Annotated in this window: 10 protein-coding genes and 1 pseudogene; 2 read left to right on the top strand and 9 right to left on the bottom strand. The window is 45.1% G+C overall.

Features of this window, described 5'->3' with window-relative positions:
* Window positions 1–61: 61 nt before the first annotated feature.
* A complete protein-coding gene (locus AC1DM9_RS27630; RefSeq protein WP_477510009.1) occupies window positions 62–1393 on the top strand; it encodes an ArsB/NhaD family transporter in 1332 nt (443 codons plus the stop codon).
* Between the two features lie 77 nt (window positions 1394–1470).
* Here the strand turns inward: AC1DM9_RS27630 and AC1DM9_RS27625 are convergent, their stop codons facing one another.
* Entirely contained in the window at window positions 1471–2028 is a 558-nt protein-coding gene (locus AC1DM9_RS27625) for an NUDIX domain-containing protein (protein WP_477510008.1), read from the bottom strand.
* 161 nt (window positions 2029–2189) lie between these two features.
* Between AC1DM9_RS27625 and AC1DM9_RS27620 the strand changes: the two genes are divergently transcribed.
* Window positions 2190–3182, top strand: coding sequence for a lipoate--protein ligase (locus AC1DM9_RS27620; protein WP_477551742.1), 993 nt, complete (start codon window positions 2190–2192; stop codon window positions 3180–3182).
* Window positions 3183–3273: 91 nt separating this feature from the next.
* Here AC1DM9_RS27620 and AC1DM9_RS27615 read toward each other — a convergent pair whose 3' ends face one another.
* From AC1DM9_RS27615 to AC1DM9_RS27580, 8 genes and pseudogenes are all read right to left on the bottom strand, one after another.
* On the bottom strand, window positions 3274–3462 hold the full coding sequence (locus tag AC1DM9_RS27615; protein ID WP_477583277.1) for a hypothetical protein: 189 nt from the start codon (window positions 3460–3462) through the stop codon (window positions 3274–3276).
* A gap of 72 nt (window positions 3463–3534) precedes the next feature.
* Window positions 3535–3681, bottom strand: a complete 147-nt coding sequence (locus AC1DM9_RS27610; protein ID WP_179089894.1) for a hypothetical protein — start codon at window positions 3679–3681, stop codon at window positions 3535–3537.
* 143 nt (window positions 3682–3824) lie between these two features.
* Entirely contained in the window at window positions 3825–5531 is a 1707-nt protein-coding gene (locus tag AC1DM9_RS27605; protein ID WP_477510006.1) for a methyl-accepting chemotaxis protein, read from the bottom strand.
* A gap of 102 nt (window positions 5532–5633) precedes the next feature.
* Entirely contained in the window at window positions 5634–9983 is a 4350-nt protein-coding gene (locus AC1DM9_RS27600; RefSeq protein WP_477583274.1) for a M20/M25/M40 family metallo-hydrolase, read from the bottom strand.
* Between the two features lie 317 nt (window positions 9984–10300).
* Complete coding sequence (gene pruA, locus AC1DM9_RS27595) at window positions 10301–11866, bottom strand: L-glutamate gamma-semialdehyde dehydrogenase (RefSeq protein ID WP_477583272.1); 1566 nt, start codon at window positions 11864–11866, stop codon at window positions 10301–10303.
* Window positions 11867–11878: 12 nt separating this feature from the next.
* Window positions 11879–12794, bottom strand: a pseudogene (locus tag AC1DM9_RS27590) (proline dehydrogenase family protein).
* A gap of 31 nt (window positions 12795–12825) precedes the next feature.
* Complete coding sequence (gene rocF, locus AC1DM9_RS27585) at window positions 12826–13728, bottom strand: arginase (protein WP_477510002.1); 903 nt, start codon at window positions 13726–13728, stop codon at window positions 12826–12828.
* A 98-nt stretch (window positions 13729–13826) separates the two neighbouring features.
* A complete protein-coding gene (locus AC1DM9_RS27580) occupies window positions 13827–15032 on the bottom strand; it encodes an ornithine--oxo-acid transaminase (RefSeq protein ID WP_477510001.1) in 1206 nt (401 codons plus the stop codon).
* Between the last annotated feature and the right edge of the window lie 61 nt (window positions 15033–15093).

The raw sequence follows: 15093 nt of genomic DNA, 5'->3' as shown, positions 1-15093 counted from the left end.
AGAAAAGGAGTGCTGCACAATAAAGCAAAAAAAGGGTTCAAAACTGAAAAGAGGTTAAAGCATGCATGACTTAATGATCATTATGACCATTTCCGCGTTCCTTCTAACAATCAGCTTCATCTTCTGGCGACCGCAGGTCAATGAAGCGATACCCGCAACAATCGGAGCTGCAGTCGTTCTTCTTAGCGGAAGCGTCTCGCTTTCCGATCTCGGTCAAATAACCGAAACGATAAGCGGGGCTGCGGTCACCATTATTGCTACTATCGTTATGGCCATTGTTTTAGAAAGCTTCGGTTTTTTCTACTGGGCAGCCGAGCTGCTCACCAAAAAAGCACGCGGCTCCGGCATTCGTTTGTTTTGGCTAACAAACTTATTTTGCTTTCTCATGACGCTTTTTGTAAACAACGACGGAAGCATCTTAATTACAACGCCCATATTACTGCTCTTGCTGCAAAATATGGGACTAAAAAAACATCAAAAAATACCTTATCTCTTATCTGGCGCATTAATCGCAACGGCATCTAGTGCCCCTATCGGCGTAAGCAATATCGTCAATTTAATTGCGTTAAAAATCGTTCATATGGATCTCTACATGCATACCGCCATGATGTTCGTACCCGCTTCGCTTGGACTTGTCCTCTTGTCGCTCCTGCTGTTTGCCGTCTTCTATCGCACACTTCCAAAAACACTTCCTCCCGCTTCCAGGTGGAATCTTATGCCCGGCAGCCATCCGTTAAAGGAAACCTTGCCTAAAGAGAACCGCAACCGCTTCATGCGCAATATTCTTATTTTTGTATTCTGTGTTCGTATCAGCCTCTTTGTCGCTTCCTACATCCACTTCCCCGTCGCTGCAATGGCTGTTATCGGATCTGCTCTTCTGCTAGGCTGGCGTTGGTACCACTTAAAAATTTCACCGGCGGACATGCTCAAAAAAACACCTTGGTATATACTCATATTCGCTTTCAGCATGTATGTGATCATTTATGGCCTTAACAACATCGGTTTAACGGATTGGCTTATTCATCTTATGCAGCCTCTCATATCTGGAAGCCTGGTTCACGCCAGCGTCCTCATGGGCGGACTTTTAAGCGTACTCTCCAATTTATTCAACAACCATCCCGCACTTATGGTCGGTACGATTACACTAATGAATATGGGCCTTGATCCTCTGACGTTAAAAATTGCTTATCTCGCTAGTGTCATCGGCAGTGACATCGGTTCGCTCCTATTGCCAATTGGCACACTGGCAACGCTTATGTGGATGCATATCGTACGTAAAGGCGGAGTTCCAATTAGCTGGGTCCAATATTTGAAGGTAACTTCAATCGTCATTCCGATTACCGTTATATTCACGTTGATTCTATTATCGTATTGGGTATACTGGGTGTTCTAATTCGCAAAAAAAAGAGACCTTCCGCAAGGAAGGTCTCTACTATAAATAACAGGATAAATCTGGTTAATAGCTATATTTTATACTCGAAATAATCCATAACCGTTCAAAGGCACGACAGGCGACCTATCTATCTTGAGTCCCTGTGATTGTCCATGGAAAGCAACATCAACCAGCCACTGTGTAAAGCTGGCAACATCCATTGCTTCCAGCTCCTGCAAGGTGAAGAAACCGGCAGCGTCAACCTCCACAAAATCCGGGGTAGGCTCTCCGCTCACATATTCCATCTCAAATGCTACGTACAGATTATGTATATTTCTCGGCTGATCACGCAGTGCTACGACGTTTTTAACGATTGCTTGCACGCCGCACTCTTCCATAACCTCTCGCTCAATCGTGTCTTGAATGGCCTCCAGCTGCTCAATATAACCGCCCGGATTCGTCCATTTACCTTTTCCAGGCTCTTGCGCTCGGCGAACGAGCAAAATTTTCTCATCCTTTACGACCAGTGCTCCGACACCAATGCTATAATTTCCCCAATGAACGAAGCTGCAGCTCGTACAAGCCCGCCTCATCGTACCGTCAACGTCACGGGTTTCGAGCTCATGACCGCATGACATACAAAATTTCGCTTCCATTTGCTTCACCTCTGCATCAAGCTTTTTTCCTCATTCGATTATACGAATTATTTCAGCTTATGCATAGGTTGTACCCATTGAGTACGAACCTTTCATTTGATAAGGAATAGGACGTACAGGTATAATGCCAATATGAGCTACAGCATAGGAGGACAAAGATCATGCGTTTTGTAAGCAATAATGGCATCACCGACCCAACGCTTAATTTGGCATTAGAGGAATATATATTGCGTTCATTGCCTGACAACGATGACTACTTGCTTTTCTACATAAATGAGCCATCCATCATCATTGGCAAGAACCAAAATACCGTCGAGGAAGTTAATGCAGATTACGTCGAGAGCAGTGGGCTTCACGTCGTCCGCAGACTCTCTGGAGGGGGAGCCGTCTACCACGATCTCGGCAACTTGAATTTCAGCTTTATTATGAAGGATGACGGTAAGTCCTTTCACAATTTCAAGAAGTTCACCGAGCCCGTTGTACGTGCGCTTCAAGAGCTGGGTGTAGACGCCGAAATGACCGGCCGAAATGATCTACAGGTTGGCGAGCGAAAAATATCCGGCAATGCGCAATTTTCGACGAAGGGCAAAATGTTCAGCCATGGAACGCTGCTGTTTAATTCTGAAATCGAAAATGTTGTATCTGCGCTAAAGGCAAATGCTGAGAAATATGTATCGAAGTCAACGAAGTCGATCCGCAGCCGCGTGGCGAATATTACAGAGTTTTTGAAGGAGCCTATGACGATAGAGCAATTTAGGCAAAGACTGCTTCAATCCATCTTTGAGCAATCTGCTGAAATTCCGTTCTACGAGTTATCTGAACAGGACTGGCAAAATATACACAAGCTGGCGGAAGAGCGCTACCGCAGCTGGGAATGGAACTATGGCCGTTCTCCATCCTTTAATGTACAGCAGAAGAAACGAATCGAAGGAGTTGGCACCTTTGATGTTCGCCTTCAGGTTGAAGAAGGATTGATTGTGAACGCTGCTATTTACGGAGACTTTTTTGGCCGTGGCGACAGCAATGAAGTTGCTCAGAAACTGATCGGCATTCGTTATGAAGCTTCCGCTCTAAAGCAGCTTACAGCTGATATTGATCTGCCCTTCTATTTCGGTCCGGTAACGAAAGAACAATGGCTTGAGTTAATTTTGTAAGCAGCATGCAAACAGCCCCTTGCGATATGCGAGGGGCTGTTTACGTAATCATTGAAGGAGAGATTATGTTCACCCTTCATCCCCGCTCTCTTTATCCATTGAAACGTCGATATAACCGATTTACTGCTGCTGACATCTTCTCATTTCCCTTCCCCTTGCGCTCCAGGTTTTCCTGATCTGCCCTCTCAAGCGAAAGCAGGATTAATCCATAACCAACGGCTGAAAGCGATGCTGAAAGCTTGGCCAGTTCTTCAGACTTAATCTCTTTTTTATCTGCCATCAACTTTTCTCCTTTATATTGAAATTTTTAGAATACTTTTATGTGATAAGCTGAATCATCATGGTCAAAGGTTTAAAGCAGCTCTTCCTTTTCCTCTTTTGCTTTTATGACGGCAAACAATCCAAATAAATCGCCAATGACTAATATAACTGCAGCCCATATAGCAAGATCATCAGACGATAATTCGGTTATCTCCGGTTTTGTTGTCGTTTTTGGCATTCGGATTAAGCTCCTTGATTTCATGTGATGATAACAGCCTATGCCAAGGAGCTGATTTGGGTTTGGGCGTATGCCGCTGTGTCCAGAAATAAAAAGGACGACAGCAAGAAACCCCAAGCGGTTCGCTCGGGGCTTTCAACCAGTTATACCATTCTGAACTTAGAGACATGGCTTTGCAAATCACCTGCTGCAGCATGAAGCGTTGTTGCAGATGCTGTTATTTCCTCCATGTACGCAAGCTGCTCTTCGGTTGCTGCAGATACGCTTTGCGTCAATGCTGATGATTCATTAGCCTGCTTCGCGCTGGCTGAAGTGGAAGCAGCAATGTTTTGCGAGCCTGTAGATATTTGTATGGATGACGCAGCAATCTCTTGAATTTGGCTCGCTACCTCACTCACTGAACTGCGGATAAGCTGAAATTGACTGCTTGTCTCGATCAATGAACGCTTTCCCTTTTTCACTTCATTTTTCCCTTTATCCATCATAGAAACAGCCTGCATTGTATTGCTGCGTACAGTGCCGAGCAGCTTAGACGCTTTTTTTGACGCTTCTTCCGATTGTTTCGCTAAGTTTCTAACCTCTTCCGCTACTACAGCAAACCCTAAGCCATGTTCCCCTGCCCTTGCTGCTTCAATGGTTGCATTTAATGCAAGCAGCCGAGTCTGGCCCGAAATGGATGCAATTAATGCTACGATGTTCTCGATGTGCTGCACGCTTTCCTTCACATTTTCCATGGAATTCGCAGTTTCATCGACGATTTGATCAATGCTGCTCATGTCTTGGGTGGCAAGCTCCATGTAGGAATGTCCTCCATCTACGATAAGAATGGCTTGCTCTGACGTTTCCGAAATCACAGTTACCGCGGATGCTATACTTCTAATTGCTTCGACAATGTCCTCCATCGCTGTTGAAATTGCTTCTGAACCTTGCAGCTGCTCCTCTGCTGATGCAGCAACCAGCTGCGTCGATTCAACGATGTAATACGTAGCTGCTGAGGTTTGTTTGGCTCCTTCACGCATCTCCTCAGAGCTTGCTGCCAGCTGCTTCGCAGCCTGATTGACCTGCTCTATCATCTCCTGCAAACCGCTCCTCATACTATCAAACGAGTCTGCTAATGAACCGATTTCATCTTTATTTCGAATGTGAAGAGGCGTGCTGCGCAAATCACCGCTGGCTACGGCCACAGCTAATCCAGACAAACGTCTAATGGGCATGGAAATATTTCTAGAAAGCAGTGTACCAAGCAGCAGCGTCACCGCAATAAGGAGGATACTTCCGATAATCATAGAAATATTTGACTGATTAACTTCCCTATCGTTTGCCAGTACCTTTTCCGACATAACGTTCTCTTGTTTTTGAGCGAGTTTAATCGCATTAGTGCGAATTAGCTTGGCCAAAGGGAAAACGCGTGTGTTGGCATAAGAAGTGGCTTTTAACTGCTCCACATCGTTAAACGCTGCTATCCGTTCCATGTATTGATTGTTCCATCCCAGAAGGGCGTCAAGCGCTTTAATATCTTCCTCATTTTGTATCAAAGCTTGTGCTGCCTTTGCTTGACTAACAATATCCGCACTTACCGCATCCATTTCTTTTAACATGTCTTTATTTTTATTCAATAAGTAATCGCTAAAGCTGCTATTGAGCTGAACGGCATTTCTTTGAATAGACTCCATATTCATAAGGACGGCTACATTATTGTTAATAAGCTCATTATAGGATCTATTAAGGTTATTGAGATTATAAAAAATAAAGCATAATAGAAGCATAATAAAAACAATTGCAGCAAAAAAACTGCCGTAAATCTTATTGGCTATCGTTAATTTACGTTTGCTCCCAATATTCAATTTCATCTATGCCGTCCTCCTTGCGTTTTCTGTGAGGCAATATGTACTTCATAAAAAAGCTTTAAATAAAAGGGCTGCCGCTGGCAGCCCTTTATCTATTGCTTTAATTTAATTTTTCTTAAGGAGCTTGCTAATGATAACGGCTGCTTGCGCTCTGTTAGCTATGCCTTTTGGAGCATAGGAGCCGTCCGTCATGCCGTTGATCACGCCTTGTTCTGTCAGAAGGGCAATCGCTTCTTTCGCATACGATGCCATTTTAGCTTGGTCGCTAAATTTACTTAAGGCACCCTCTACGTCACTTGCTGCTGCATCCTTATTGATGAGCTTCAAGGCGTTCGCAGCCATAATAGCCATTTCCTCACGTGTAATCGGTCGGTTAGGATCGAATTTGCCCTCTCCTACACCTTGAGCCAGTCCTGCTTTCACCGCTGCAGCTACTGAAGCGTAGTACCAATCCGACGTTTTCACATCACTGAAGTCTGCCGTGGCAGTCGCATCCGCTAATTGATAAGCGCGAACAAGCATCGTCAAAAACTCAGCTCGCGTTACTTGTTTAAGCGGTGCAAATGATGTGCTGCTAATACCTGTAATAATGCCTTTTCCAGCCAACTCCTTAATTGCGTCTCCAGCCCATGCCTCGACAGCTCCTAAATCTTTAAACTCAGGAACGTCAACTGGCGTTGGCGTAGGTTTAGGAGTCGGTGTTGGCGTTGGTGTTACAACTGGACCTGGTCCGCCGGTGCCTGGGTCCGGTGTTACAACAGGTCCCGTCTCCTCAGCAAATGCCGCTGTAAATATTGCATTAGCCACCACTCTGAATTGCTTTTGCGGATGTGCTCTGTTCAGCAAATCATTCGCAAATAACGTGACATTAATTTTGCCTTTTTTGTAGGTGAAGCCAATCGTTTTACCTTTTACTTTATCATTTCCAGGCCACCAGCCTGCTTTAAAGAAGTCAGCATCTGTACTTGCCGTTGCCAACACCTTCGCATTTGCAGGAGTAGAAGTGATCCATGAACCCGATGCCGTGTAGAAGAATTCTTTTGCATCGTACGCAGCCGTAATCAAATGCGTTTGATCCAGCTCTGTTTTGAACAAGCCTTCATGAGAGCTTCCTGTCGTTGCGAAATCGAATCCTGGCAGCAGCGTCGAACCCTTCATTGTGTTCATTGCTGATCTTCCGAATCCAATATAAGGCTTGCCCTCACCAATCAGGTTCGTGCTTGCTTGTCCGCTTGTGTTAATAAGTACATCGCTTGCCGCCATATCCGTTGTCACAGGGAAGCCCAAATCTTTTAGAACAAAAGCAGGGACTCCTGTTGCGGATACCGTCGTTAATTTCAGCAGCGGCCCTTCTTTGCTGTTCTTACTGTCAAAGGCAATAACATCTAACAAATATTTTTTGGAAATAGACTGGAGATCCGCTTTGGAAACGAGGAAATCTCCTAATTCATAACCTGCAGCACCTTTGCTCAGCATCGTTACTGCTTTCTTAGCTGCAAGCAATTCATTTACTGCTTTAATGGCCGCATTGCTTGTATTTCTAATGACATACTGTTCTGCGTCGCCTGGAATGGTCGTCTCTGGGATTACGACTCCAGTAACGCTCGTCGTTTTACCGGAGAAGGCTCCATCCTGACGAACCACATAACGATCAAAACCTCTCATATCAGCAAAGCTTTGAACGATTTCCGCATACATTTCAGAGAAATCCGATACATCAAAGCCATCATACAAGACGAGGTTAGCATAACCCCTCTTCGCTTGCTTCATGTTGACAACGTAAGAGCCAATTGGATAAACAACCTCGCCAATCGTCACAGGTGTTGTGGTTTGTTCGACTTTCACGCCATTGCTCAGCAAGTACTGAACCATTTCATATGTTGCTAGGCGGTTTTTTTGCAATTCGCTTGCTACAGGAAGAACATAATAGTCTGGGAAGAAATTAGTTTCTGCACCGCGCGGTMTGCCAATGACTTGGTCAGCAGCATTCGTCAAATATTTATCAACGGTACGGCTGTCTGTATTCTCGACTCCGCGCTTATAAACTTCAAGCTGGTTCAAAAACAATTTTTCTTTGTTTTCTACTACATACTTGGTTGCTGCAACGCTCGCATAGAAAAGTGCAGTCGTTGAATCCTCGTTAAGCTCTGGTATTTCCAGCGTGTGACCTAATGCACCATGGTGCATCGCATAAACAGCTGTATACGCAGGAGATGCATCGTCCCAGCCTGATTTATTAGGTCCATTGTTGTTTTGATGAGATTCATACGGAATTTCGTAGCTTGTATATTTGGTGTTAGCAATACCTGCTTTACCCATCGCATTCGCTTGCTCGAGCATGCTTCCAATCAATAGATCGTACTCGAAGTTCGGATCATGCGGCGGCGTACACGGCTCGATCAGGAAGCTGCCTACGAAACCGTGCATATCCAAGAAGGAAAGCGGTGACCATTTGGCAATTTCTTTCGTTACGATTTTTGTTTCGGGCTGTGTTTGATAGGAATTATCGCGGTTCAAGTCAAACGAGTTGGCATTTGCCCGCGTATTCAATGAACGTCCATCCGGATTTTCCGTAAAATTCATTAGGAAAATAGCATTTTCAAGCGCATCATTTACGTTTAACGTAACGGGCAGCGGATTAGCAGCATCCTCGTTCGTATTAAACGTGATGTTATCCTTCATCCCCATTTCCCGGAAGAAGTTAAGAATAACGTCAACGCCAGGCGCTTCATCCGGATGGATATTGTTAAGCCATACTGGAACTTTATAGTCGGTGAACGTGCCATTTTTGATTTTATCCTGCAAGCCCTTCGGATCATTCATCATAGCAGGCATCGTTTCATTTAAGTATTTGTCTACAGACGCTTTGTCCTTTGCCAAAATCGTAAAATAAATGTTTCTTCCCTGCACGGATTGGCCAAGAACCTGTGTTTCGACATAGCGATTATTTTTCGCATTAATTTCTGCTGTAATCGCATCAATCTCTGGTTTAATTTCATCATACGAATGATAGCTGTCATAAACATTAAGCTTAATAGGTGCTGTCGCAATGGTGCGGCCTTTCTGATCTAGAACAGCAAAATCACGAGTACCAAGCATTGCCGGGTATCTGGAACGGTGAGCACCAGACAAGTTTGTTGTGTTGTAAATAAGGTCGAACGTAACTTGCGCTTTAACCGTCGTTCCATCCAGCACTGGTGTCCCTTCCAAATAGATGAATGGGTCTCCCGAATACGAGTTCGTGCCCCACTTTTTCCATTCGGTCAGAGGTTTCTCGCCATAGCTCCATTTCAGATCTGCAAGCGCTACGCCTGCCGGCAATTCGAATGAAACGTCAATCGTTCTTTTTTCTGTTATGGATGCTTTATCTTTGCTTAGTTGAAGCTCTTGTACTTCAAGAAGAATGCCTGTTAGCACTTTTGTAAATGTCGTTAAATGCTCTTGGATTCTTCCCGGATAAGCAGACTCGATATAATCAAGAGTATCTTTTGCTGTGTGCCATATCTCTCCATCCAGTGTAGTTTGCGTATAACCATCCTTGTCGCCAAGGCTCCAGTTCGTCGCTTCCAAGTAGGCGTAAGGAATACCTGCTTTCGAGAATGGCGCATGATCGCTCCAGTCTCCTGTTGTACCAGCTGGATACTTAGGATTTTCACCTGGATTAGTTATAAGGGAGAGACCAAGACGGTCAGCAATGCTAAGGCCTAGGTCACGAACAAAACCTTTTGAACCACTGCTGCCATAAATATACATATTGTCGCCGACAGCCACACTGTCGAGGTTAATCATCGCAACTGTGTTTTTCTTATCTTGAGCAGTCATTTGAGACACATAATATTGAGAACCTCTAAGTCCTTGCTCTTCCGCGCCAAACGCAATGAATTTAATCGTATACGGCGTAGCTAGCTCGGACACTGCTTTCGCTGATTCCAGCATAACCGCTACACCTGATGCATTATCATCAGCGCCTTTGCCTGCATTGACAGAGTCATAATGCGCGCCTACGATTACTACCTTTGGCGAGGTTCCTACTTTAGTCGCTACGATGTTATTTGAATTAACCGTTGTCCCACCGCGAGTATAGCTGAACGGCTGTACCGCAGTATTAAGGCCTAGTTTTTCAAATTCAGCCTTTACATAATTTCCGGCTTCAACCTCTTTCGCTGTACCCGCAACACGAGCACCGATTGTGGTCGCCATATAATTAAGATAATCATAAGCACTTTTACCAACCGAATCTTCCGGCTCAGCAAGTGCAGAGACGATCAGCGGCTCCGTATCCGAAGTTTCTTCCAGCCCCGTTGTTTCTGGAGCGACTGCAGTCTCCTCAGCAGGAACCGAACCTGTATCGGCACCTTCCCGCGCATATGCAGCACCGGGAGCAATGATAGAGAAAATGAGCATTAAGGAAAGCATGAGTGCGAGAAGCTTTTGAGAGATAATCTTCTTAGACATGTTCTTCCTCCTTTTTTGTCTAGCAATTAATCCAATAAACAGAGTGCAGCCAAACTATAGATTGACAATGCTATACTCATCACTCCCATTCCGCTTTTGCGTTAATCAATTTTGACTTAATCTAGGGTGCGCCTTATGTATATGTGGGTAAAGCGTCAAAATTTGTATACAATATACTTCTTTACGTGAGATAGTGTAACATCAACATTTCATATAGACAATGATATTTTCAGATATTCGATTAAAATTCGATAAAAATCATTCTTTTATGTTATTTTATATAACATCAATTCTTAAGAATACCGACCATTATTCATTCATAGTTTAATAGACGTAAGTTTAGCTTGCGTGAACAATAGCATATAATCATGTCCGCCAGCCTTTGAATCTGTACCTGACATATTAAATCCCCCAAAGGGATGAACGCCTACTAATGCTCCCGTACATTTACGGTTAATATATAGATTGCCGCAATGCATTTCCTGCAGCGCTGCTTGAATACGATCCTCTTCTGCCGAGAAAAAAGCTCCTGTCAGACCAAACTCCGTATCATTGTAAATATGAATAGCCTCCTGCCAATCCTTCGCCTTAGCAATGGCTAATACAGGCCCGAATATCTCTTCTTGCATTAACGAATCTTTTGGAGCAACATCAGCAAATACCGTTGGCTCTATGAAATAGCCGCTCTCTATTCCTTTTCCGCCGCCTGCTATTAATCTACCTTCACTCTTGCCTCTCTCAATGGCATTCAAAATCTTGTCAAAAGAAGCTTTATCAATAACAGGCCCGATTGCCGCATTCTCTTCCGGGGAACCCATAACAAGCTTGCTCGTTCTTTCTTTCACTTTTTCAATTAGCTCATCATACACATCCGCTACAACAATGGCTCTTGAGCCTGCCGAGCATTTCTGTCCTTGAAACCCAAATGCAGAAGCTACAATAGCATCAGCAGCAGCATCGATATTGGCCGTTTCATCCACGACAATACCGTCTTTCCCGCCCATTTCCGCAACAACTCGCTTCATCCATATTTGTCCCGGCGCTTGTTCAGCAGCCAGCCTATTAATACGCAGCCCTATTTCCTTCGAGCCTGTGAAGCTAATGAATCTAGTCTTTGGATGGCTAGTCAAGTAGTCGCCGATTTCTGCACCGCTTCCCGGCAAATACTGAATAACATCAGCAGGCATCCCCGCCTCTACCATCAGCTCATAGAACTTGTAAGCAATAATCGGAGTTGTAGATGCAGGTTTCATAATAATCGTGTTGCCTGCAACAATAGAGGCACTAGCCATCCCAGCGCATATTGCCAGCGGGAAATTCCAAGGCGGAATAACAATCCCGACGCCCAGCGGAATATAAGTCAGCCGATTGTCTTCACCTGCTAGCTTAACCAGCGGCTTAAGCTCATTGGTTTCCGCTAATTTCAACATTTCACGTGCATAATAATCCATAAAATCAATCGCTTCTGCCGTATCCGCATCGGCTTCTGCCCAGTTTTTACCTGACTCAATTACGAGCCACGCCGAAAAATAGTGCTTCCGCTCCCGCATGAGCGCTGCGGCTTTCATCAAGCAGCTCGCCCGTGTCCATACCGATGTATGTTTCCACGTTTCAAAAGCAGCAAGCGCTGATTTCATCGCCTGTTCAGCTAATTCTTGGCTCGCTTTTGCCACTTCACCTACTACTTCATCCGACTTTGCCGGGTTGCGCGATACGATATAATCAGAGGTATGAACGGCATGACCTCCAATATGCAGCGGGTATTGCTTGCCTAATTCGGTTCTCACATGAGCAATTGCTTCCAGAAAGGCAGCGCGGTTCTCAGCATTGCCAAAATCAGTCATCGGTTCAGTAACAAATGGCGTTACATTCCATTCTCTCATTGTCATTCCCCTCTACTTCCACATATTTTTCAGTACAAACCAAACGTTATCAGGTCGTTCTGCCAGTCTTCGCATGAAATAACCAAACCAATCTTCACCGTAAGGGACATAGATTCTTACTCTATAACCATCACGAACGAGTTCATCCTGCAGCTCCTCGCAAATGCCATAAAGCATTTGGAACTCGAATTGCTCCACTGGAATTCCCTGCTTTTTGATGAACCTTTTTGCGGTCTCAATGATGGCGCGATCATGGGTCGCTATCCCCGTGTAGCTGCCGCTCTGCAAATGCATCTTTATTAATCTCTCAAATGATTGATCGACATCCGTTTTCTGCGGATAGGCAACCTCTTCAGCTTCTTTATAAGCGCCCTTCACCAATCTTAGGTTGGCACGATTAAGTCCTAGCTCATAAACATCCTGCTCCGAGCGAAACAAATAAGCTTGAATAACGATACCTACTTGGTCATATGACTCTCGCAGCCTCTTATATAGATCAAGAGCAGGCTGGCAGTGAGAGTAATCTTCCATATCGATTCGAACAAAAATGTTCATTTTCGCAGCGGCATCCAATATCGTTCTCATATGCTCCTCGCACAGCTTGCTGTCTAGATCCAGTCCTAAGCTTGTAAGCTTTAATGATAAGTTCGCATTTGCATTAGAAGCAGCAATTGCCTTTAGCGTGCGCAAGCACATATTTGCGGAATGAGCTGCCTCTTCCTTGCCTCGAATAAATTCACCTAATATGATCTAAAGTTGCCATTTTTCCTTGTTTATTAAGCTTCTTGACCGCTTCAATGGCGCTGCTTATCTCAACCCCAGCTACAAATCGGCTAGCTCCCAGCTTGAGCCCATATTTACGCGCCAAGCTCCCAATCCGACTGCTTTTGCCGAGAGTCAGAAAAAAGCTCCTCATCATTTTTTCCATAGCGAACCCTCGTCCCCTAACCGCCTAGATTCTATATGATTCGTTTGCCAAGCAGAGAGGTCGCCATCTCAACCGCAAGCCGAGAAGTACGCATGCCTACATCCAGCAGAGGATTTACTTCCACAATATCCATAGAGGTTACGCGGCCTGTTTCAGCTAGCAGCTCCAGCGCTAGATGCGCTTCGCGATAGCTTATTCCGCCTGGAACCGGCGTCCCTACACCAATAGCTTCCGCCGGGTCCATACAATCCATATCAAAGCTTACATGCACACCATCCGTACCGCTGCTCACAATCTCAATCGCCTTCTCCATGACTGCCTTCATGCCCATTCGGTCAATGTCATGCATCGTGAAGCAAGCGATACCTTCTGAGCGAATAAGCTCCTTCTCGTAATGATCCAAATCACGCGCTCCGATAATCACTACATTTTCTTTCTTAATGAGCTGTCCAGCTCCCGGTATATCGGAAAGCTTAAACTTCCCTAGACCCATCGCTACCGCAAGCGGCATACCGTGCATATTTCCGGAAGGAGTTGTCTCCTCCGTATTCAAGTCGCCATGCGCATCAAACCAGATAATACCCAAATTATTGTAATGACCAGTCAAACCAGCTAGCGAGCCAATCGCAACACTATGGTCCCCTCCTAATACGAGAGGAAAGGAGTCCGCAAGCACTGCGCGATAGACCTGTTCACCTACTAGCCCGCTCATCTCTTTCACTTCGGGAAAATATTTCATCTTGGGCTGCTTCGGATCAAGCACGCCATGCCTCGGGCAGCTGACCTCGTAGTTGCCAACTAAATCAAATCCCATACTTCTGATTTGACGCGCTAGCCCTGATTGAATAATGCTTTCCGGTCCAAGCTCCGATCCTGCGCGGCTTCCGCCCATCCAGAACGGAACGCTTATGAGTCTCACTTTTTTGCTCGCCATAAAATCCGTCCTCCCCGTCTTGTTAAGATTCGCTTCCCCAATGCTTCCCAAAGTGAACATCCCCTTCCTTAACCTGTCTCCGTCCGCAAATTCATCCCTTATTCGGATTGAAGCACAAGCGCAATCCTTTCTATCGCCCAATCGATCTCTTCTTTCGTTATAATGAGCGGCGGCGCGAACCGAATGGTCGTGTCATGTGTTTCTTTGCACAATAGCCCTTTCGCCATCAGACGTTCACAGTATGGCCTAGCTGCTGTATCAAGCTCCAAACCGATAAACAAGCCCTTACCGCGAATTTCCACAATATGCGGTGAACTAATTTCAGCTAATTGTTCTCGAAAATATTTCCCCAGTTCATCCGAACGCTCTGCCAGCTTCTCCTCCTCAATGACATCAATTGCTGCTGCAGAGACGGCACAAGCCAGCGGGTTGCCGCCAAACGTAGATCCATGCGATCCAGGCTCAAACACGTTTAAAATCGTATCGTTTGCGGCGATTGCCGAAATGGGCATTACCCCGCCGCCCAGCGCTTTGCCCATAATATAAACATCTGGCGTTACATTTTCCCAATCACACGCAAAGCGTCTGCCTGTACGTCCAAAACCGGTTTGAATTTCATCCGCCACGAACAGCACATTATTTTGTTTGCACAATGCATAGGCTCCCGACAAATATCCTTCCGGCGGAATAATGATGCCCGCCTCCCCTTGAATCGGCTCAACGAGAAAGGCAGCTGTATTTGGTGTAATCGCCTGTTCAAGAGCAGCCAAATCACCGTAAGGAACTAACTTGAAGCCTGGCGTAAATGGTCCAAAATCCTTTTTGTATTCCTCCGTTGAAGAGAAGGAAGTGACCGTTATCGTCCGACCATGAAAATTGCCCATACAAACGATAATTTCCGCTTGGTCGTGCTCCACACCTTTCTCACGATATGCCCAGCGACGAACCGCCTTAATGGCGGTTTCCACTGCTTCTGCCCCCGTGTTCATTGCCAAAATTTTATTTTTACCCGTGTAATTAACGAGCTTTTCATAAAACTCACCCAGCTTATCATTGTGAAAAGCTCGCGAAGTGAGCGTTACTTTATCCGCTTGATCTTTAAGTGCATGAATAATCTTTGGATGCCTATGACCATGATTAAGAGCGCTGTACGCACTGAGCATATCCATATACCGATTGCCTTCAGGGTCGTTCACCCAGACACCTTCAGCCTCCGAAATAACGATAGGCAGCGGATGGTAATTGTGTGCGCCGTATCGATCCGACTGCTCCATGACAACCGCTGTAGATTTGGTAGATGTCATATCGATGAAATCACTCCCTGCAAATTTGTATACAATATTCAATTACTGTTATAAAAAAACC

This window comes from Paenibacillus sp. 01T431, from assembly GCF_056398625.1.
The sequence above is the reverse complement of the archived record's forward strand: the minus strand, read 5'-3'. Positions and strand labels throughout refer to the sequence as shown.